The organism is Streptomyces chrestomyceticus JCM 4735 (genome assembly GCF_003865135.1).
Taxonomy (GTDB): domain Bacteria; phylum Actinomycetota; class Actinomycetes; order Streptomycetales; family Streptomycetaceae; genus Streptomyces; species Streptomyces chrestomyceticus.
In genome coordinates, this window is record NZ_BHZC01000001.1 from 1661336 (window position 1) to 1680015 (window position 18680).

14 protein-coding genes and 3 pseudogenes are annotated in these 18680 nt (G+C 72.8%); 3 read left to right on the forward strand and 14 right to left on the reverse strand.

The features are described 5' to 3' along the window. Positions 1–19: 19 nt before the first annotated feature. Positions 20–1384, forward strand: coding sequence for an OFA family MFS transporter (locus EJG53_RS06710; RefSeq protein WP_244955018.1), 1365 nt, complete (start codon positions 20–22; stop codon positions 1382–1384). Between the two features lie 40 nt (positions 1385–1424). Here EJG53_RS06710 and EJG53_RS42270 read toward each other — a convergent pair. Further along, positions 1425–1671: pseudogene (locus EJG53_RS42270) on the reverse strand (XRE family transcriptional regulator); the annotation flags it as partial. Between the two features lie 158 nt (positions 1672–1829). Between EJG53_RS42270 and EJG53_RS06720 the strand changes: the two are divergent. Then, a complete protein-coding gene (locus tag EJG53_RS06720) occupies positions 1830–2957 on the forward strand; it encodes an NAD(P)/FAD-dependent oxidoreductase (RefSeq protein WP_125044072.1) in 1128 nt (375 codons plus the stop codon). A gap of 38 nt (positions 2958–2995) precedes the next feature. Continuing rightward, positions 2996–3592, forward strand: a complete 597-nt coding sequence (locus EJG53_RS06725; RefSeq protein WP_125044073.1) for a class I SAM-dependent methyltransferase — start codon at positions 2996–2998, stop codon at positions 3590–3592. Positions 3593–3700: 108 nt separating this feature from the next. On the opposite strand, the gene EJG53_RS06730 is transcribed toward EJG53_RS06725, so the two are convergent. The 13 genes and pseudogenes from EJG53_RS06730 to EJG53_RS41465 form a co-directional block, all read right to left on the reverse strand. After that, a complete protein-coding gene (locus EJG53_RS06730; RefSeq protein WP_125044074.1) occupies positions 3701–4357 on the reverse strand; it encodes a PASTA domain-containing protein in 657 nt (218 codons plus the stop codon). 143 nt (positions 4358–4500) lie between these two features. Continuing rightward, entirely contained in the window at positions 4501–5079 is a 579-nt protein-coding gene (locus EJG53_RS06735) for a hypothetical protein (protein WP_125044075.1), read from the reverse strand. 105 nt (positions 5080–5184) lie between these two features. Next, the gene (locus EJG53_RS06740; protein ID WP_125044076.1) at positions 5185–5568 is read right to left on the reverse strand and encodes a chorismate mutase; all 384 of its coding nucleotides are present in this window, start codon (positions 5566–5568) and stop codon (positions 5185–5187) included. A gap of 85 nt (positions 5569–5653) precedes the next feature. Beyond that, on the reverse strand, positions 5654–6751 hold the full coding sequence (locus EJG53_RS06745; protein WP_125044077.1) for a sugar phosphate isomerase/epimerase family protein: 1098 nt from the start codon (positions 6749–6751) through the stop codon (positions 5654–5656). A 93-nt stretch (positions 6752–6844) separates the two neighbouring features. Beyond that, positions 6845–8238 (reverse strand): annotated as a pseudogene (locus tag EJG53_RS06750) (alkaline phosphatase family protein). Then, a complete protein-coding gene (eboE, locus tag EJG53_RS06755; RefSeq protein ID WP_125044078.1) occupies positions 8235–9560 on the reverse strand; it encodes a metabolite traffic protein EboE in 1326 nt (441 codons plus the stop codon). The pseudogene EJG53_RS06750 and the gene eboE overlap by 4 nt, the downstream one beginning before the upstream one ends. Before the next feature lie 12 nt (positions 9561–9572). Next, positions 9573–10420 (reverse strand): annotated as a pseudogene (locus tag EJG53_RS06760) (TatD family hydrolase). A 119-nt stretch (positions 10421–10539) separates the two neighbouring features. After that, positions 10540–11430, reverse strand: a complete 891-nt coding sequence (locus EJG53_RS06765) for an EboA domain-containing protein (RefSeq protein WP_244955019.1) — start codon at positions 11428–11430, stop codon at positions 10540–10542. Then, positions 11424–12413, reverse strand: coding sequence for a sugar phosphate isomerase/epimerase family protein (locus EJG53_RS06770; RefSeq protein WP_125044079.1), 990 nt, complete (start codon positions 12411–12413; stop codon positions 11424–11426). The genes EJG53_RS06765 and EJG53_RS06770 overlap by 7 nt, the downstream gene beginning before the upstream one ends. Next, positions 12410–13420: an SCO3242 family prenyltransferase gene (locus EJG53_RS06775; RefSeq protein WP_125044080.1), complete on the reverse strand. Its 1011-nt coding sequence runs from the start codon at positions 13418–13420 to the stop codon at positions 12410–12412. The genes EJG53_RS06770 and EJG53_RS06775 overlap by 4 nt, the downstream gene beginning before the upstream one ends. Next, positions 13417–14637, reverse strand: coding sequence for an inositol-3-phosphate synthase (locus tag EJG53_RS06780; RefSeq protein WP_125044081.1), 1221 nt, complete (start codon positions 14635–14637; stop codon positions 13417–13419). Before EJG53_RS06780 ends, EJG53_RS06775 begins: the two co-directional genes overlap by 4 nt. Then, positions 14634–15989, reverse strand: coding sequence for a ThuA domain-containing protein (locus EJG53_RS41460; RefSeq protein ID WP_125044082.1), 1356 nt, complete (start codon positions 15987–15989; stop codon positions 14634–14636). Before EJG53_RS41460 ends, EJG53_RS06780 begins: the two co-directional genes overlap by 4 nt. Before the next feature lie 114 nt (positions 15990–16103). Next, entirely contained in the window at positions 16104–18581 is a 2478-nt protein-coding gene (locus EJG53_RS41465; RefSeq protein WP_125044083.1) for a PQQ-dependent sugar dehydrogenase, read from the reverse strand. Positions 18582–18680: the final 99 nt, after the last annotated feature.

Below are 18680 nucleotides of genomic sequence, written 5' to 3' on the forward strand. Positions count from 1 at the left end.
CGACGGGAGGCGATGTGAGGTGACCACTCAGGACGTCAGGAGCGCGGACCGCACCACGGTCACCGAGGTCCGCGACGCGCACGGGCGGGTCTACCGCATGGGCGAGACCGACCGGCAGTTGCTCGGCCACCCCCGGTGGACCATGGTGCTGCTGCCTTGGGTGGCGATGCTCGGTATCAGCATATTCGAGTACGCCTTCGGAGCCGCCGAGACCACTCTCTCCGCGGCGCACCACTGGACACACACGGACACCTTCTGGGTGCTGAGCGTCTGGGTCTTCTTCCAGGCGGCGGTGGCCTTCCCCGCGGGCAGACTGCGGGAGAAGGGCCTGCTCACCAGCCGTGCCGCGATGCTCTGCGGGTCCGTACTGTCCCTGGCGGGCTTCCTGAGCCTGAGCCACGCCGCGGACATCTGGTGGGCGATCGCCGGCTTCGGCGTGCTGGGCGGCACCGGCGCCGGGCTGGTCTACGCGACCTGCATCAACATGGTCGGCAAGTGGTATCCGGAACGGCGCGGCGGTAAGACCGGTTTCGTCAACGGCGGCTTCGCCTACGGGGCCGTACCGTTCATCTTCCTGTTCTCCTACGGCTTCGACGCCGACAACTACCGGACCGTACTGGACCTGGTCGGCCTGTACGTGCTGCTGCTGACCGCGGTGGCGGGCCTGTTCTTCAAGGACCCGCCCAAGAACTGGTGGCCCGCACACGTCGACCCGCTGGCCGTACCGCGCGACTCCCGTACCTCCGCCGCGCTGCGCAAGAACCCGCCCTCGGCGGCCCAGTTCACTCCGCGTGAGGCCATCCGTACGGGCATGCTGCCCCTGATGTGGGTCTGCCTGCTGTGCACCGCCGGCGTCTCGATCTTCGGCATCTCCTTCCAGGTGCCGTACGCCAAGGACGCCGGGTTCGGGCCGCTGGTCGCGGCGTCCTCCATGGGCATCATGTCGGTCGTCAACGGCACGGGCCGGGGCGTGGTCGGCTGGCTCTCGGACCGGCTGGGGCGGCGCGTGACCCTGACGTACGTGTGCCTGGTCCTCGGCCTCGCCCAGTTCGGCGTCCTGTGGGCCGGGGAGCACGCCAACCAGCCCCTGTTCCTCGTCTTCGCCTTCCTGTCCGGCTTCGGCGGCGGCGCGTTCTTCCCGCTCTTCGCGGCCCTCGTCCCCGACTACTTCGGCGAGAACAACAACGCGTCGAACTACGGCCTCGTCTACAGCTCCAAACTGGTCTCCGGCCTCCTGGGCGGCGGCATCGGCGCGGCGGTCGTGGCGGCGTGGGGGTACGAGGGCGCGTACGCGATCGCCGGGTGTGTGGGCCTGGTGGCAGCGGGCCTGTCCCTGCTGCTGCGGCGGCCGGTGGGGAAGGGAGGGGTGGTCGGTCTGGGGTGAGGGGCGGGTCGGCCCGCTCCGGGTGAGGGCTCGCTCCGGCCTATCGGGAATCGGTGGGCCGGTAGCGGGCTTTGATGTGGAAGCGCTCGCCCTGAGGGCCGAGGATGGTGAGGAATTCCACCGGCCGCGCGTCGGCGTTGCCGAACCAGTGCGGGAGGTGGGTGTCGAGCTCGGCGACCTTGCGCGGGAAGAATCTGCTTGAACGCCTGGAGACCGCCGGGGTTGCGGCTCAGCGGGACGACGGTCATGCCGTTGTGGGTGAACGGTCGCGGATGTACCCGGGGGTCGAGGACGGCCGGGGCCCGACCGCGGCCGGCACGGCATCGAAGCGGTCGCCCGTCCGCTCGCCGTCCACCCCTCCACTGTGCTCACGTTTTGCGGTTTCCGCAAAGAACTTTGTCAGGCCGGTGGGAGAGGGCGCAGGTTGGGGGCGGAGGTGGTCACGATGACCCGAGAAGCCCGAGAAGCCCGAGAATTCCGGGAGTCCCGGCCTGATCACGGTGGCCGGGACGACGGCGACCGATACGACGGCGACCGATACGACAGCAACCGGTACACCGGTGACCGGTACGACGTGGTGATCGTCGGAGGCGGTCCGGCGGGGCTGAGCGCGGCGCTCATGCTGGGCCGCGCCCGGCGGTCCGTCCTGGTGATCGACGCCGGTGAGCCCCGCAACGCGCCGGCGGCCCACATGCACGGCTTCCTCTCCCGGGACGGCGCGGCGCCCGGCGACCTGCTGGCGGCGGGACGCAGGGAAGTGGCCGGTTACGGGGTCGAGATCCGCACCGGCCGGGCGCGGACGGCGGTACGGGACGGCGGCCTGTTCGCGGTCACCGACGACGCGGGGCGCACCGTACGGGCGCGGCGGCTGCTGGTGACCACCGGGTTCACCGACGAACTCCCCGACGTCCCCGGCCTCGCCCAGCGGTGGGGGCGGGATGTGCTGCACTGCCCGTACTGCCACGGCTGGGAGGTACGCGACGCGCCGATCGGTGTCCTGTCCACCGGCCCGATGGGCGTGCACCAGGCCCTGCTGTTCCGTCAGTGGACCGACCGGCTCACCCTCCTGCTGCACACCGGTCCCCGCCCTACGGACGAGGAGACCGAGCAGTTGGCGGCGCGCGGCATCACGGTCGTACCCGGCGAGGTGACCGGTCTGGAGATCACCGACGACCGCCTCACCGGAGTCCGCCTGGACACCGGCGAACTGCTCCCGCTCCGGGCGCTGACCGTGGCGCCCCGCGCCGTCCCGGGCGCCGCCACGGCCGCGTTCCTGGACTCCCTCGGGCTGGCCTCCACCGAGCACCCGAGCGGCATGGGCTCGTACCTCGCCGCCGGCCCGGCCGGTCTGACGGACGTGCCCGGCGTGTGGGTCGCGGGCAACGCCGCCGACCTCACCGCGAACGGCCTCGCGTCCGCCGCCTCCGGCTCGGCCGCGGCGGGGGCGATCAACGCCGACCTCGTCGCCGAGGACACCCGCCGCGCGGTGCGAGCCCGTAAGGACCCGTTCTCCGCCGCGTCCGAAGCCCACGTCTGCGAGCTGGTCGCGGGCGACCGGCGCCACGGTCTGTAGCCCCTTCCCTTCCCCTTCCACTCCCCCAGGAGAACCCTATGGACGCCCAGTTCTGGGACGACCGGTACAGCAGCCGCGACCAGCTCTTCAGCGGATCGCCCAACGGAGTGCTCGTCACCGAGATCACCGGCTTCCCGCCGGGGCAGGCACTCGACGTGGGATGCGGTGAGGGCGCCGACGCCCGGTGGCTCGCCCGGCAGGGCTGGCAGGTCACCGGGGTGGACATCTCCGAGGTCGCCCTGCGGCGCGCCGCCGCCGCGGCTGCGGACGTCGCCGACCGCATCGCCTGGGCTCGGGCCGACCTGGCCGTCACGCCGCCCCCGGCCGACGCGTTCGACCTGGTGTCCGTCCAGTACTTCCCGCTCCTGCACGAACCGGAGCACACCGCGCTGCGCGGGCTGCTGGCCGCCGTCGCGCCCGGCGGCACCCTGCTCTTCGTCGGCCACGACGTGACCGGCCTGCCCGTACAGCCCGACTTCGACCCGGCCGACTACTACCGGCCCGCCGACATCGCCCGGCTCCTAGACCCCGACTGGACCGTACAGATCAACGAGACCCGCCCCCGGACGGTTCCCGCACCCGCCGGCACCTCCCACACCCACGACACCGTCCTACGAGCCCGGCGCCCGCGCTGAAGAGGATGACGGCGGGCGCGGCAGACCCGACGGACTCAGGGGGCTCAGGGGGCTCAGGGGCACAAGGGGATCAGGGGGCTCAGCCAGCTCGAATAGGCCCTCCCAGCCTCAACACTCCTCCTGGAACTTCACCGCCTCCAGCGTCACCGGCTGCCCGTCCACCTTCGTGCCCGCCGCCGGGCTCTGGCGGCACACCTTCCAGTTGGACTCCACGAGCACGATCCGCCCGCGGCCCGAGGCGTCCTTCACCGTGATGCCGGTACCGGCGTCGAGAGCGCGCCGGGCCACCTTCACCGACTTGTCCCGGAAGTCCGGCATGGCCGATCCGGCCCCGGCGGAGCCGTCCGCCGCGGCCCAGGACCCGGCGTCGGTCTCGGGACAGGACTCCGTCAGCTTCACCGCGCCGAAGTCCACCGTCCGGCCGGTGTCCACCTGGCCAGGCCCCGGGGTCTGCGTACAGACCTTCCAGTTCCGGTCGAGCGCCTGCATCCGTCCGCGGCCAAGCGCGTCGTGACTGCGCAGCACCCGGAACCCGGCCGCCTGGGCGGCGTCCTGCGCGCTCTGCAGCCCCTTCCCCACCAGATCGGGCAGCGTGGCCTTCCGCGCCGGAGCGGGCCCCGGCGTGGTCTCCGCGGCTGCCCCGGGCTCCGCCACCGCCTTCGTGGGCGAGCCCGCGGCGCCGTCGGCGCTCCCCGCGGGCTGACAGGCGGTGAGCCCGAGACAGAGCACCGCGAGGGCAGCGGCGGTGACGGTGGTGCGGTGCATGGTTCCCCCAGTACGGGAAGGGCGCCGATGGAGAGATGGCGTCGTGACAGGTCGTGACGGAGACCGAGACCTCCGATCGCCGGCAAGGGTTGTGCGCGAGGCCGGGGGCAAACCTGTTCGAGGGGCCGGGCGCGGCCGGTGGTTCAGTCCCAGCCGCCCAGGCGCGGTTCCGTGGACACGCCGAAGAGCGGACCGTACTCCTCCCCGTCCTCGGTGGTCACCACATACTCGGGCACGGTCCGCGAGGCGGCCGTGTGCAGCCGGACGACGAGGTCGGCGACCGGCACGATACGGAGCGACAGAGCCTCGGCGACCCGGGCACGCTCCTCGGCTATCTCCGGATTGTCCCTGGCCAGATGCCGTTCGAGATGCTGAGCGGAGACCTGCATGACGGCTGCGTCACCGCCGCCGGAGAAACTGAGGCAGTCCATCCAGTCGAGGCCGACGATGATCTCCAGCGCGTCCGCCAGATCGTCGGCCATCAGCCCGCCTTCGCCCTCGGAGCTCGCGTAGACCACCGGCCGACGGCCGTCTTCCTCCGGGCACAGGAAGTACGTCCCGCCCGCGAACTCTCCGGCGATCGGCTCCAGCGGCGCGCCCGAGGCGAGCCGCAGGCCGTCACCGTTCCGTCGGCTGGTGTCGAAGGCGAAGGACGAGCGCAGCAGCTCCCGGACGTCCGGGGTGCGCTCGATCCGGTCCAGCAGATGATTGCTTACGGTCATGTCACTGACGGTAACGCCGACCACTGACAGTGAAGGTTTTCCGGACCGGCCGCCCGCTCCCGTCCAGCCCAGCCGGACCGGAGCACGCCGGAGCACGTCGGTACGTCAGCCGATGGTCACGTCACGCCGGCCTGGGGCGTCGTCCCGTCCGATTTCCTGGTCCGCGATGGCTTTGTGGTGGCGTACCACCTCGCCGATGATGAAGTTCAGGAACTTCTCGGCGAAGGCCGGGTCCAGTTTGGCGTCCTCGGCCAGTCTGCGCAGGCGGGCGATCTGGGTGGCCTCACGGGCCGGGTCGGCGGGCGGGAGGTTGTGGCGGGCCTTCAGCTCGCCGACCTGCTGGGTGCACTTGAAGCGCTCGGCGAGCAGGTGCACGAGTGCGGCGTCCAGGTTGTCGATGCTGCCCCGCAGGTAGAGCAGGCGCTCCCGCGCCTCCTCGTCGGCGACGGAGGTCGCGTCGCCCGCCGGTGGTGCGGTCCCCTCGCTCATGTACGTCTCGCCAATCTGGTCGTACCGGTGGCCCCGGTCGGGTAGCGCTGATCCTGAGCACACTACCCGGCCACGGGCGTACGGCTTAACCGCGCGGTGCGCGCAGGCTCCGCAGATGGCGGGCGGAGCGGCGGGCGGTCGACAGGGAGCCCGCCGGGTTGGCGGCCGGGTCCACGGCGTCGTCCCGTTCGACGATCCAGTGGGCGGAGCGGCGGCCGCGGCGGCGTTCCACGGCGGAGAGGAAGCGGCGGTAGTCGATGTCGCCGTCGCCTACGTCGACCATGCGGTAGCCGTCCTGGGTGGCGGTGTCGTGCTCGCCGTCCTTGACGTGGAAGAGGGGGTAGCGGGCGGGCGCGGCCAGGACGTAGTCGAGGGGTTCGAAGGGGGCGGGGGTGCCGTCCGGACGCCTGGAGAAACGATGCTGCGCCACATAGGCCCAGAAGATGTCCATCTCGAAGAAGACGAGCCGGGGGTCGGTCTCCGCGAGCAGGACGTCATAGAGACGGACGCGTGGGTCGTCGGCGGCGAACGCGAATTCCTCGGCGTGATTGTGGTGGTAGAAACGCAGGCCGCGGGCCCGGGCGGCGGCGCCGTACGCGTTGAATTCGGCGGCGGCGCGCTTCCAGGCGTCGACGGTGTTGCCGTACCGGTCGGGGACGGACGGGGTGCCGACGTACGGCAGGCCCAGGGCCTCGGCGTCGTCGAGGACCTTGGTCAGGGCGGTGGCGAACGTGTACGCGGTGGGGTCGGCCGAGGCGTACCCGACGTGGCTGCCGATGCCGCGCAGGCCGTTGTCCCTGAGGAGCCGCTTGATCCGCCGCAGGGTGATCGCGCCGGCGGTGCCCTGGGTGTAGCCGGCGAACTCGACCTCGTCGTAGCCGTACCGGGCGAGCTCCTCGAAGACGCGGGCGAAACCGAGGGACGAGGTCTGGTCGCGGAGCGTGTAGAGCTGGATGCCGAGGCGGCCGGGCGGGAGGACGGGACGGTGGAGGGGGTGCCGGGCGGGGGTCGCCGGGGCGGCGGGCCGTGTGCCGTACGGGGCGGCGTACGCGGGGGCTGCTCCGGTACCGAGGAGTGCGGCCGCCGAGGCGCCGGCGGCGACGCCGAGGAATCCGCGGCGGTGGAGGGTCCGTCTGAGGGCGGCCTGCTGCGGGTCGTCGTGACTGTGCCGGTGGGAAGGCATGGTGAGTGGGCTCCTCGGGCGGTGGGCGGTGGATGGGGTGGGGACGCTGGCGGTGGGCGGGGTGGGTTGGTAGTGAGCGGGCGGGGCGCGTTGTCAGTGGGTGCGGGCAAGATGAAGGAGCAGGGACTTCACGTCGGTGGCGGCGAAGGGGTGTGCAGGGGTGCGTCAGGTGCGGAGCAGATGAGGACCGGGCCGTCGGCGGGGTCGGCTCCGGTCGCGGGGAGCAGGCCGTGGCTGCCACGTACGGGCTCGGGGTCGAGCGGCACGACCGCCATGCGGTAGCGCATCCCGGCCTTCTTGCGGGCCAGGGCGGCCGCCGCGCGCAGGCGTACGTACGGGTCTTGGGGGTCCATGAAGAGTTCGGCCGGGTCGTAGCCGGGTTTGCGGTGGATGTCGACAAGGCGCGCGAAGTCGGGGGCGCGGGCGTCGTCGAGCCAGTAGTAGTAGGTGAACCAGGCGTCGGGCTCGGCGAGGGCGACGAGTTCGCCGGAGCGGGGGTGGTCGAGGCCGTACGCCTTCTTGCCCTCGTCGTCCAGCAGCCGGTCCAGGCCGGGCAGTCCGGTGAGGGCCGCGCGGGCCGCGTCGAGGTCTTCGGGACGGCGTACGTAGACGTGGGCGATCTGGTGGTCGGCGACGGCGAAGGCCCGGGAAGCGGTGGGGTCCAGGTACTCCATCCCGTCCTGCGTATGCACCTCCAGCAGGCCGGCGCGGCGCAGGGCACGGTTGACGTCCACGGGGCGGCGGACGGGCCTGATGCCGTATTCGGACAGGGCGACGACCGTGACGTCCGCAGAGCGCGCGTCGGCCAGGAGGGGGCCGATGACGGTGTCGAGCGCGGCGGCGGCCGCGGCGGCGCGGGGGTCGCCCGGGCCGTATCGCTGCAGGTCGTAGTCGAGGTGCGGGAGGTAGCAGAGGGTGAGGTCGGGGCGGCGGGTGTGGAGCAGGTGGCGGGTCGCGTCGGCGATCCACTGCGAGGAGGGGAGGGATGCGGTGGGCCCCCAGTAGGTGAAGAGGGGGAAGGTGCCGAAGCGGCTGGTGAGTTCGTCGTGGAGGGACGGTGGCCGGGTGTAGCAGTCGGGTTCCTTGCGGCCGTCGGCGTAGTAGACGGGGCGCGGGGTGACGGTCCAGTCGGTGTCGGCGCCCATGGCGTACCACCAGCAGACGTTGGCGACCGTGTAGCCGGGGTGTTCGCGGCGGGCGGCGTCCCAGACCTTGTCACCTGCGACGAGGGCGTTGTGCTGGCGCCAGAGGTGGACTTCGCCGACGTCCCGGAAGTACCAGCCGTTGCCGACGATGCCGTGCTGGGCAGGTTTCGCGCCGGTGAGGAACGTGGACTGCACCGTGCAGGTCACGGCGGGCAGCACGGTGTCCAGCGGCGCGGACGCACCCGTGTCCGCGAGCGCCTGAAGGTGCGGCATGTGGGCGAGGAGGCGGGGAGCGAGGCCGACGACGTCGAGGACGAGCAGGCGGTTCGGTGCTGCGCTCATGGGAGTTCCTTGAGTCCGAGGTCGGCCAGCAGGTCGCGGGCGAGGGCGAGTTCGGCCGCGATGCCGTCGGCGAGGCGGCTTCTGCTGCGGGGGCGCAGGCCGGGCGGGAGGGCTTGCCAGGTGTAGGTCTCGACTTCGAGGTGCCGGGTGCGCGGTGCGGGCCCGCCCACGAGGAGGGCCAGCGTGTCCCGGAGGACGGGGAGGGTGGAGGTGAGCGGCGGCTCGGGCGGTGCGTGCAGCGGCACATGGAAGTGGGCGCGCCACGGCGCCGTGTCCGGCAGGCCGCCGGCGTCCTCCCCGGCCAGGGCTTCGTGGAGGTCGTCCGTGGCGCGCAGCCGCCCGTCGGGGGTGCGGGTACGGGTCTGGTGGAGGAACCGCGGTTCGGCGAAGGCGCCCAGGGCGGCGCGTACGTCCGGTCGGCCGGGGTGTTCGGCGTGCAGTGCGGCGGACAACTGGGCCTTGACGACGGGGACACCGGCCCGGCCGAGGGCTTCGAGGGCGGTGTGCGGGTCCTCGAAGGAGGTGGCGAGGTGGCAGGTGTCGACGCAGACGCCGATGCGGTGGGCCGGGGGCGGGGTGGGCATGGCGGACGCGGCGGGCGCGGCAGGCGCGGCGGGCCCGTCGGACTCGGCGGACTCGGCGGACTCGGCGGACTCGGCGGACTCGGCGGACTCGGCGGACTCGGGCGGCTCGCTCCGACCGTGCCCCAGCGCCTCGACGGCGTCGGCGGTGGTCTCGACCAGACAACCAGGCTCGGGCTCCAGGCCGACGCGGACGGAACGGCCGGTGAGTTCTTCAAGGGCGTCGAGGCGGCCGGCCAGGGTGTGCAGAGCAGCGAGGGCGGTGGCGCGCCGGGTGGCGGCCTCGCGTAGCGCGTCGAAGTCGGTGCGCCAGGCGAGGGGCAGGGTGGAGATCGTGCCCTCGGTCATGTCGTCGGGGAGGAGGGTGGCCAGCAACCGGGCGAGGTCGGCGGTGTGATCCAGGCGCGCGGGCTCGGTCCAGTCGGGCCGGTAGACGCGGTATTTGACGTGGCTGTCGCCGAAGCCGCGGTACGGGAAGCCGTTGAGGGTGACGACTTCGAGGCCGCGGGTGTCGAGTGCACGGCGCAGCCCGCGCAGTGCGGCCGGGTCGTGGACGAGCGCACGGGCGGCGTCGCGGGCCAGCCACAGGCCGATACCGAGACGGTCCCGGCCGAGCCGTTTGCGTACGGGCTCGCAATGGTCGCGGAGTTGGGCGAGTACCCCGTCCAGGGTCTCGGCCGGGTGGACGTTGGTGCAGTACGCGAGGTGGACGGTCGAACCGTCGGGGTGCCGGAAGCGCATGGCCCGCCCCTCTCATTCCCCGCCGCGGAGAATGGAGTTGCCCTCGTGCAGAGCGCCCGGGGACGGCGTACTGAGGTCCAGCCGGCCGCTGAGGCCGTAGAACTCGACGGGGTTGCGCCACAGCACTTGGTCCACGTCGTCCTCGGTGAATCCGGCGGCCAGCATCGCCTCGCCGACGCGCCGCGTCTGCAGCGGATCGCTGCGGCCCCAGTCCGCGGCGGAGTTGACCAGCACCCGCCCGGTGCCGTGCAGCCGCAGGACGCGCACCATGCGGTCGGGGTCCATCTTGGTGTCCGGATAGAGGGAAAAGCCCAGCCAGCAGCCACTGTCAGTGGCTGCCCCTACCGTTGTCTCATTGAGATGGTCCAGGACGACGTGATCGGGGGGCAGATCGGATTCACGCAGGACGTCGAGGGTGCGCCTGAGGCCCGCCGCCTTGTCGCGGTGGGGGTGTGGACGAGGGCCGGCAGGCCGTGGTCCACGGCGAGCTGGAGCTGGGCGGCGAGGGCGGTGTCCTCGGCGGGGGTCATCGAGTCGTAGCCGATCTCACCGACGGCGACGACCGGGTCTTTTACGAGGTAGCGGGGCAGGGCGTCGAGGACGGGGGTACAGCGGGGGTCGTTCGCCTCCTTGGGGTTGAGGGCGAGCGTGCAGTGGTGGGCGATGCCGTACTGGGCGGCACGGAACGGTTCCCAGCCGAGGAGGGAGTCGAAGTAGTCGAAGAAGCTGGCGGGTGAGGTGCGGGGCTGCCCCAGCCAGAAGGAGGGCTCGACGACGGCGCGGACGCCCGCGGCGTGCATGGCTTCGTAGTCGTCCGTGGTGCGGGAGGTCATGTGGATGTGCGGGTCGAAGATGCGCATCGGGTCTCCTCGCGTGCCGGGGGGAGGCGGGCCGGTGGGCGGGGGCTCTGGGGCTGTGGGACAGGGCTCAGGCACAGGGCTCAGGTGCGGGACTCACGGGCTGGGCTCAAGTGCGGTGCTCAGAGGCCGAGCGGAGGCTGGAAGGGAGGTGCGGGTGCGGACGTGGGTGTGGACGTAGGCGCGGGTGAGGAATCGGACGGGAAGGGGGATGCGAGTGGGGCGGTGGATGCGGATGGTGCGGTGAGGTCCAGGACGCGCTGAAGGTCGGCGGGTACGGGGCGGTACGCGGCGGTGCGCTCCCGGGCGTACGCGGTGAGCATGTGGGCCAGCTCCGTATCGCCGCGGGCACGTTCGGCCAGGCCGGCCACGACGGTCACCGGGACGCCGGTGAACAGGCACTTCAGTACGGCGTGCCGCCAGGTGTGCGCGTCGAGGTGACGGGCTGCGTACGGGCCCACGGCGGCGGCGACCAGCCGGGTGTCGTCGGTGCGCAGCGCGTCCTCGACGAGCGGCCGGGCGCTCGGGCCGAGGTCCAGGTGGGGCAGCGCCATGAGCACGGCGCGGCGTTCGGCGGCGGTGCCGTGCTCGTAGAGCCGGGTGACGGTCCGGGCGTCGGCGCGGGCCGTGTGCAGGAGCAGGATGCGGGCGGCCTCGGCCGCTTCCCGGTCCCGCGCGTGCGGCGGCTCACGACGGGTGCAGTGCCGCCCCGCCGAGGCGAAGCGCATCTCCCACACGGGCGGGGCGTACGCGGTGTAGGAGAGGGCGGGGACGCTGCTGCTCGCCGGGCCCCGGGGGCCTGCGGCTTCGGCTCGCGCATCGACTCCTGTTGCGGCATCGGCTTCCGCTGCGGCCCGTGCTGCGGCTTCGGCTTCTGCTGCGGCTCGTGCGGTGGCTCGGGCCTCGGCGGCGGCTTCGTCCAGTGCCTCGTCTAGCCAGGCTCGGGCGGCGCCGCCGAGCCGGTCGCGCAGGGCCGTCTGGAGCTGGGCCATCCATGCCTCCGGCGTCAGCATCGCGGGCCTCCTGCGCTCGGGACGGGCGGGTGCGGCGGGGCGGTGGCGCCTGCCGGTTCGGGGGTGCGTGCGGCGGGGCGCGGTGGCCCGGGGGCGATGTTGGTGCCGGTGGTGGTGGCGGTGTAGGCGGGTTCGGTGGCGCGTAGGAAGGAGAGGGAGGTACGGGCGAGGTCGGGGCCCGCGTGGGAGTGGCGGGGCAGTTCGACGCTGACCAGGCCCTGGTAGCCGGTGTCCCGGAGCGCTGCCAGGACCGGCGGGAAGTCGATCTCGCCTGCGCCGAACGGCAGATGCTCGTGCACGCCGCGCCGCATGTCCTCGATCTGGACGTGCCGCAGCCAAGGCGCGGTGGCGCGGACGCACGCGGCGGGCGGTTCGGGTTCCAGGCACTGGCAGTGGCCGATGTCCAGCGTCAGGCCGAGGACGTCGGCGGGCGGGGCGTCGAGGGTGGCGCGCAGGCGGTGAAAACCGACGAGGTCGGAGAGGAGGTGGCCCGGTTCGGGTTCGACGGCGAGAGGGATGCGGGCGGTGGCGGCCGCGTCGAGTACGGGGGTGAGCGCGTCGGCGAGGCGTTGCCAGGCGACGGCTTCCGGCGTACCGGCTGGACGGGGCCCGCTGAAGCAGTGCACGGCCGTGGCGCCGAGGTCGGCGGCGACGCGGATCGCGGTGCGGAGCAGGTCGATGCGGGCGGTACGGGCGTCCGGGTCGGGGTCGAGGAGAGTGGGGTGGTGCTTGCGGCGGGGGTCGAGGACGTACCGGGCGCCGGTTTCGACGGCGACGTACAGGTCCAAGGCGCCGAGTCGGCGCGCCAGTTGGCCGGTGCGTGACGCGAGGTCGGGGGCGAGGGGGTCGAGGTGCATGTGGTCGAGGGTGAGAGCGACGCCGTCGTAACCGAGGTCGGAGAGGAGGGCCAGGGCGTCGGCCAGTCGGAGGTCGGTCAGGCCGTTGGTGCCGTAGGCCAGGCGCAGCGTGTTCGTCGCGGTCATGTCGGGCTGACCTTCCGGGACAGCCGCCGGGCGGCGGGCACCAGGGCCAGCACCGCGGCCCCCGTTCCGGGGGCGCCGACCCGTGCGGCGAGGGCCGCCTGGAGCGGGATCATGGCGCGGATTCCGCTGCCGACGGCGCGCTGGAGCAGGTAGGGCGAAGGATTGAGGGCCGCGTGGAAGAAGGGACGGGCGGCAGTCCCGATGTAGAGGAGCGCGGTGGCCTTGGGGAGGAGGGGTCTGGTGTGGCGCTTGGGGAGAGCGCTACCGGTCCCACCCGTACTGTCGAAACCACTCGAACCACGGACCCGGCCCACCCCACCGACCACTCCGCCCACCACAGCCACCACCCCCAACGCGGCCAGCGGCAAGGCTGGCGAGCTGCCCTGCGCCTCGTGGCGCGAGACGGTGGTGACCGCGAACGTGTGGGTGCCCAGCAGCGCGGCCGACGGCAACGCCTTCCCGATCGCCCGCCCCCACCCTTTCCCCAGCCCTCGCAGCCCCCGCCGCCCCCGCACCGAACCGGCCGGAGCCACCGAACCCGCGCCCTGCAATACGTCGAGGGCACGGGCGCAGGCCATGGCCAGCGGGCCCGCCGGGGTGTTCTTGAGGTGGAGGTCGTACGCCCAGACGGTGGCGGCGAGGGCGGTGGCGGTGACGAGGGACGGCCGGCCGGCCGCTGCCGCCAGGGCGAGGCCCGCCCCCGTCAGCCCGGCGGCCGCGCCGAGGGCGGCGGCCGGGGTGATGCGGCCGGACGGGATGGGGCGCCCCGGGCGTTCGACGGCGTCGGTGTCGCGGTCGGCCCAGTCGTTGAGCGCCATGCCCGCCTCGTAGAGGCAGAGCGAGGACCCGGTGGCGAGGAGGGTGCGGCGGCCGGGCCGGGCCCCGGCTGCCGCCGCTCCCGCCAGCAGATCCCCCGGCACGCTGAACAGGGCGGAGACCCGGAGAAGTTCCCACCAGGGAGACGAGGGAGAGGAGGCAGAGGAGACGCTGCTCGGCGAGAAGCTCATCGGCGGGTCCGGAGGTCGTCGGCGAAGGCGAGGAGTTCGGCGTACTGGTCGGCCAGGGCGGCGGGCCCGCCGTCCGGGTCCTTGAAGTAGAAGCCCAGGGGGGTGAGGGGCCCGGAGATGCCGGCCGCGTGCGCGGCGGCCGTCAGGCGCGCCAGGTCGAGGACCAGCGGCGCGGCGAGCGCCGAGTCACAGCCCTGCCAGACGGTCTGGAGGATCATGCGGTTGCCGAGGAACCCTTCGAAGGCGACGTGGTCCCAGGCGGTCTTCCAGTCGCCGAGGGCGGGGACGTTGTCGATGTGCACCTCCCCTGGCGGTGCGGCCCCGAGATTGTCCGCGAGGACGCGTGCCTTGCCCGCGTTCTTGGCGGCCGCGGCCGCCGGGTCGGTCAGGGTGGCGCCGTCACCGCCGCCGAGCAGGTTGGTGCCGGACCAGGCGCGGACGGGGAGGGCCCGCTGGGCGAACATCGGAGCGAGTACGGAGCGCAGCAGTGTCTGTCCGGTCTTGCCGTCGCGGCCCGCGTACGGCAGCCCGCTGCACACGGCCATCTGCTGGAGCAGCGGGTGGTGCATGCCGGTGGAGGGCGTGAAGTTGACGTACGGGCAGCCCGCGCGCAGCGCCGCGTGCGCGTAGAGGGAACTGGCCGGGAGGCGGTCGTCAGCGGGAGCGCGTTCGTCTCCGGCCGCCGGTTCCGTGGAGGCCACGTTGACGACGACGGCACGGTCGAGTGCGTGGCCCCGCAGGAACGCGCGCAGGTCGGCGGTGAAGGCGGTGACCAGCTCCCGGTCGTCGCGGTCGTCGCCGGGGAGCGGGCCGCCGGGCCGTACGGCTTCGTCCGCCGCGGCCAGTTCGGCCCGTACGGCGCGCGGCAGGCCGTACGGGAGCACGCCGCCCGCCGCGAGTTCCTCGGCCCGTTTGGGCAGCGGGTACGAGGTGGTGTCGTGGCCGCCGAACACGAGGGCGGACAGTGGCGGCAGCGGGACCCCGTCGAACGGCGCGGTCTCGGTGACCATGCCGGTCGGCGGGTGCAGCCAGGCGGCGACGGCGGCGCAGCCGGCGATCACGGTCGTCGCGACCGACCCCCGCGCCCCGACCAGCCACACTCCCGTACGCCCACCACTGCCTCCGACGCCCTCGCCGGAACTCAGCCCGTCCGCCTCACCGTTCCTATCCCCCTCCACACCCCTGCCTGCCCCCGCCACCCACTCCGGCCCCGTCATCCTCTGCCGCCCTTCGCCGCCGTCTCGTACTCCTTCACCCGGATGTTGCGGAAGGAGATCCGGTCCTCGTCACCGTGGTTCTGGATGCCGATGTGGCCCTGGCGCAGGCTGCGCGCCGGGTCCGTGTTCGTGAAGTCGTTGATCTGCCGTCCGTTGAGGTACACGCGCAGCCGTTCGCCCTCGACCCGGAGTTCGTAGGTGTTCCACTCCCCCGGCGGGTTGAGCGCGGCGTCGCGCGCCGCGGCGTCCGCGGCCTGGAATCCGTAGACGGAGCCGGTGGTGCGGTCCGGGGCGTCGGTGGCGTCGATCTGGATCTCGTAGCCGTTGTTCACCGCCGACCAGGGGTCGTCGGAGGGCGGGAAGCCGAGGAAGACCCCGGAGTTGTCGTCGCCGTCGGTGCCGGACATCTTCCAGTCCAGTTTGAGGGAGTACGAACCGAATTCCCGGGCCGCGTACCAGAGCAGGCCCATGCCGCCGGAGGAGGTGAGGGTGCCGTCCTCCAGGGTGAAGGAGCCGGGGCCCGCCTGTTGCCAGCCGCGGGTGGAGGTGCCGTCGAAAAGGGGCCGGTAGCCGGTCTCCGGGCGGCAGTCGGCCTGGGCGGCGCCGGTGGCCCAGCGGATGCCGCCCAGCAGGTGGGTGCGGAAGGCGGGGTCGGCGAAGGACTGCCGGGTGTGGCCGCCGCCGGTGTAGAAGGCCCGGCCGCCGCGGTACTCCTGGCACCAGGCGATGGGGTGGTCGCCGCCCATCGTGCCGCCGCTGTACGTGGACTCGTCGAGGGCGGCGAGGACGTGGGCGCGGGTGCGCGGGTTGCTGCGGTAGTTGTACCACTCGTCCGTACGGTCCCAGGCCGCCGTGAGGTGGGCGGAGGCCGGGTGGGCGCGGTCCTCGACGCGTACGGTGGCGGGCTGCACGGCGGGGTGGGACTGGAAGTAGGCGCCTGCCAGTTCCCCGTAGAAGGGCCAGTCGTACTCGGTGTCGGCGGCGGCGTGCACACCGACGTAACCGCCGCCGCGCGCGATGTAGCGTTCGAACGCCTGCTGTTGGGCAGCACCCAGCACGTCGCCGGTGGTGGAGAGGAAGACGACGGCGGTGTAGCGGGACAGGCGCTTGTCGTTGAAGGCGGCGGCGTCCTCGGTGGCGTCCACGGTGAATCCGTGCTGCCGGCCGAGTGCCTTGACGGCGGCGATGCCGTCGGGGATCGAGTCGTGCCGGAATCCGGCGGTCTTGGAGAAGACCAGGACCCGGTGCTCGTCGCGTTCCGGGGCACGGGTGGTGCCGCCGGGCAGGGCCATGGTCGCCAGCAGGGTGGCGGCGGCCGCCGCGGTGGTGGCCAGCCGGGCAACGGGGTACATACGAGGTCTCCTTCCTCCGGCCACGGGGCGGGCGGCCGGCGCTTCCGCGTCCGGCCGTCCCGGGCGCCGTCCGCGCTGTCCGCGCCGTCCGCCCGCCCCGGTGGCCACCTGGGGTCAGCCGGTGGTGAAGGTGAAGTCGTCCACGTCGTAGAGGGCGCCGGTGCCGCTGCCCTTGAAGACGAGGTAGAGGGTGGTGGTACCGGCCGGGGGTTTGCCGCCGAGGGCGGCCGAGACGTCGGTGAAGGTCTCCCAGCCGCCGGTCACCGGCACCTTGACGCTGCCGAGCAGCGGTCCGTCCGCCCGGCCCGTACGGATCTCCAGCGTGCCGCCGGACCCGGCGGAGGACACCCGGGCGGTGAACTTCTTCGCGTTCTTGACGCGGTACGGCTGGAACGCGATCCAGTCACCGTCGTGGATGTCGCCCACGGTCCGGCCGCCGTGCGCCGGTGTGTGGGTGATGATCTGGACGCCGCGGGAGGCGCCGAAGTGCTCGGCCTGGCGGTGCCGGGGCTGGGTGACGGCCTGGTCGTGGGTGGTCAGCGGCGGCTGGCCGTTGGCCCCCAGGTCGGTGTACTCGGCGTCGAAGACCCCGAAGATGTTGGCGTTGGGGTCGTGCTCGTTGTCCGCCGAGGTCTGGATGGTGCCGGAGCAGCCGGTGGCGGAGGTGACGGGGTGGCCGTGGCTGTCGTGGCCGAGGATGTGGGTGACCTTGACCCTGGCGCAGTCGACGGTGCGGTCCTCGGGGTCGGTGACCTTGACCTTGAAGGGAACCTTGTCACCGAAGGTGAACAACTGCCCGTCTCCCGGGAGTTCCAGGGTGACCGTGGGCGCGGTGTTGCCGACGGTCAGGTACACGCTCGCCGTGCCGGTGCGGCCGCCGGGGTCCTTGGCGGTGACGGTCGCGGTGTAGGTGCCGTTCTTGCGGTACGTGTGGGCCGGGTTCTGCTGGTTCGAGGTGGTGCCGTCGCCGAAGTCCCAGGTGTACGTGAGCGGGTCGCCGTCCGCGTCGGTGGCCGCGGCGGTGAATCTCGCGCGGAGCGGCGCCTGTCCGGAGGTGCGGTCGGCCTTGGCCTCGGCGACCGGTGAGTGGCCGCCGGTGGCGTTCTCGATGCGGTAGAGGGCGGAGTTCGCGTCGCCGTTGAAGTAGCCGGTCCCGTAGTCCAGGACGTACAGCGCGCCGTCCGGGCCGAAGGCCATGTCCATGACCTGGGTGCCCTTCCAGGGGAAGGCGTTGATGGTGCGTCCGGTGCCGTCCGCGGTCTGCTCGATGCGCTTGATCCAGCGGCGCCCGAACTCCCCGGCGAAGAAGTTCCCGTCGTACGCCTGCGGAAACTTGACCTGCGAGGCGGAGGCGGCGTCGTAGCGGTAGACGGGGCCGGCCATCGGGGACTCGGAGCCGGTGCCGAACTCGGGCACCGATCCGCCGTCGTACGGGATCCAGGCGGGTTGGGCGGCCGGCAGGTCGGTCAGCCCGGTGTTGCGCGGCGAGGTGTTCTTCGGGGCGGCGCAGTCGAAGGCGGCGCCGGAGGTTTCGGTGGCGAAGTCGTAGTCCACGTAGGCGTCGTTGTTGCCGGTGCAGTACGGCCATCCGTAGTTGCCGGGCTTGGTGACGCGCGTGAACTCGACCTGGCCCGCCGGGCCGCGCTTCGGGTCGGCGGTGCCCGCGTCGGGCCCGTAGTCGCCCACGTAGACGGTGCCGGTGGGCTTGTCGACGCTCATCCGGAAGGGGTTGCGGAAGCCCATCGCGTAGATCTCCGGCCGGGCCTTCGCGGTGCCGGCCGGGAAGAGGTTGCCGTCGGGAACGGAATACGTGCCGTCGGCGTTGACCTTTATACGCAGGATCTTGCCGCGAAGGTCATCGGTGTTCCCCGCGCTCCGCTGGGCGTCGTAGGCAGGGTTGCGGATCGCGCGCTCGTCGATGGGCGTGTAACCGTCGGAGGCGAACGGGTTGGAGTCGTCGCCGGTGGAGAGGTAGAGGTTGCCCTGGGCGTCGAAGTCGATGTCGCCGCCCACGTGGCAGCAGATGCCTCGGGAGGCGGGCACGTCCAGGATCTTCTTCTCTCCGGTCAGGTCCAGGGTGCCGTCGGCCTTCAGGACGAAGCGGGAGAGGCGGTTGACGCCGTCGAACTTCGCGAAGTCCGCCGCGGTGCCCTCGTCGGGGGCGTCGCCGGAGGGAGTGTGGAGAGGAGGCGCGTAGTAGAGGTAGACGAAGCGGTTGGCGGCGAAGCCGGGGTCGATGCCGACGCCCTGGAGGCCCTCCTCGTCGTGACTGTAGACGGACAGCTTGCCCGCGACCTTCGTGCTGCCGCCCGCGTCGGTCAGGCGCACCGTTCCGTCCCGCGAGGTGTGCAGCACGGACCGGTCCGGCAGCACGGCGAGCGACATCGGCTCGCCCATCTCGGGCTCCCCCTTGGCGAGGGTGACCTGCTGGAAGTCCTCGGCGGCGGCCGGGGCGACCTGCGGCGTGCCCGCAGCCGGTACGGCCGTGGCGGCCGGGACACCGGCCAGGGACAGGGACGTGGCGGCCAGCAGCGCACTCGCGAACAGGGCGAGTGCCGGGCGCAGAGTGCCTCGGCGTGATCTTCGGTGCACGGTGCCTCCCTTGCGGGTGGGTGGGCGATGGGGTGTCGCTCGGCCATACGGCCCGGCCGGGGTGCGCGCCGGGCGTCGCGATGCCTGCGGAGATCCGTC

Bases quoted from the DNA above. Each gene is read 5' to 3' on its own strand.
- EJG53_RS06765 (WP_244955019.1), bottom strand. From the start codon at position 11,430: ATGCTGACGCCGGAGGCATGGATGGCCCAGCTCCAGACGGCCCTGCGC.
- EJG53_RS06725 (WP_125044073.1), top strand. From the start codon at position 2,996: ATGGACGCCCAGTTCTGGGACGACCGGTACAGCAGCCGCGACCAGCTC.
- EJG53_RS41460 (WP_125044082.1), bottom strand. From the start codon at position 15,989: ATGTACCCCGTTGCCCGGCTGGCCACCACCGCGGCGGCCGCCGCCACC.
- EJG53_RS06770 (WP_125044079.1), bottom strand. From the start codon at position 12,413: ATGACCGCGACGAACACGCTGCGCCTGGCCTACGGCACCAACGGCCTG.
- EJG53_RS06745 (WP_125044077.1), bottom strand. From the start codon at position 6,751: ATGCCTTCCCACCGGCACAGTCACGACGACCCGCAGCAGGCCGCCCTC.
- EJG53_RS06730 (WP_125044074.1), bottom strand. From the start codon at position 4,357: ATGCACCGCACCACCGTCACCGCCGCTGCCCTCGCGGTGCTCTGTCTC.
- EJG53_RS06780 (WP_125044081.1), bottom strand. From the start codon at position 14,637: ATGACGGGGCCGGAGTGGGTGGCGGGGGCAGGCAGGGGTGTGGAGGGG.
- EJG53_RS06740 (WP_125044076.1), bottom strand. From the start codon at position 5,568: ATGAGCGAGGGGACCGCACCACCGGCGGGCGACGCGACCTCCGTCGCC.
- EJG53_RS06735 (WP_125044075.1), bottom strand. From the start codon at position 5,079: ATGACCGTAAGCAATCATCTGCTGGACCGGATCGAGCGCACCCCGGAC.
- eboE (WP_125044078.1), bottom strand. From the start codon at position 9,560: ATGCGCTTCCGGCACCCCGACGGTTCGACCGTCCACCTCGCGTACTGC.
- EJG53_RS06720 (WP_125044072.1), top strand. From the start codon at position 1,830: ATGACCCGAGAAGCCCGAGAAGCCCGAGAATTCCGGGAGTCCCGGCCT.
- EJG53_RS06775 (WP_125044080.1), bottom strand. From the start codon at position 13,420: ATGAGCTTCTCGCCGAGCAGCGTCTCCTCTGCCTCCTCTCCCTCGTCT.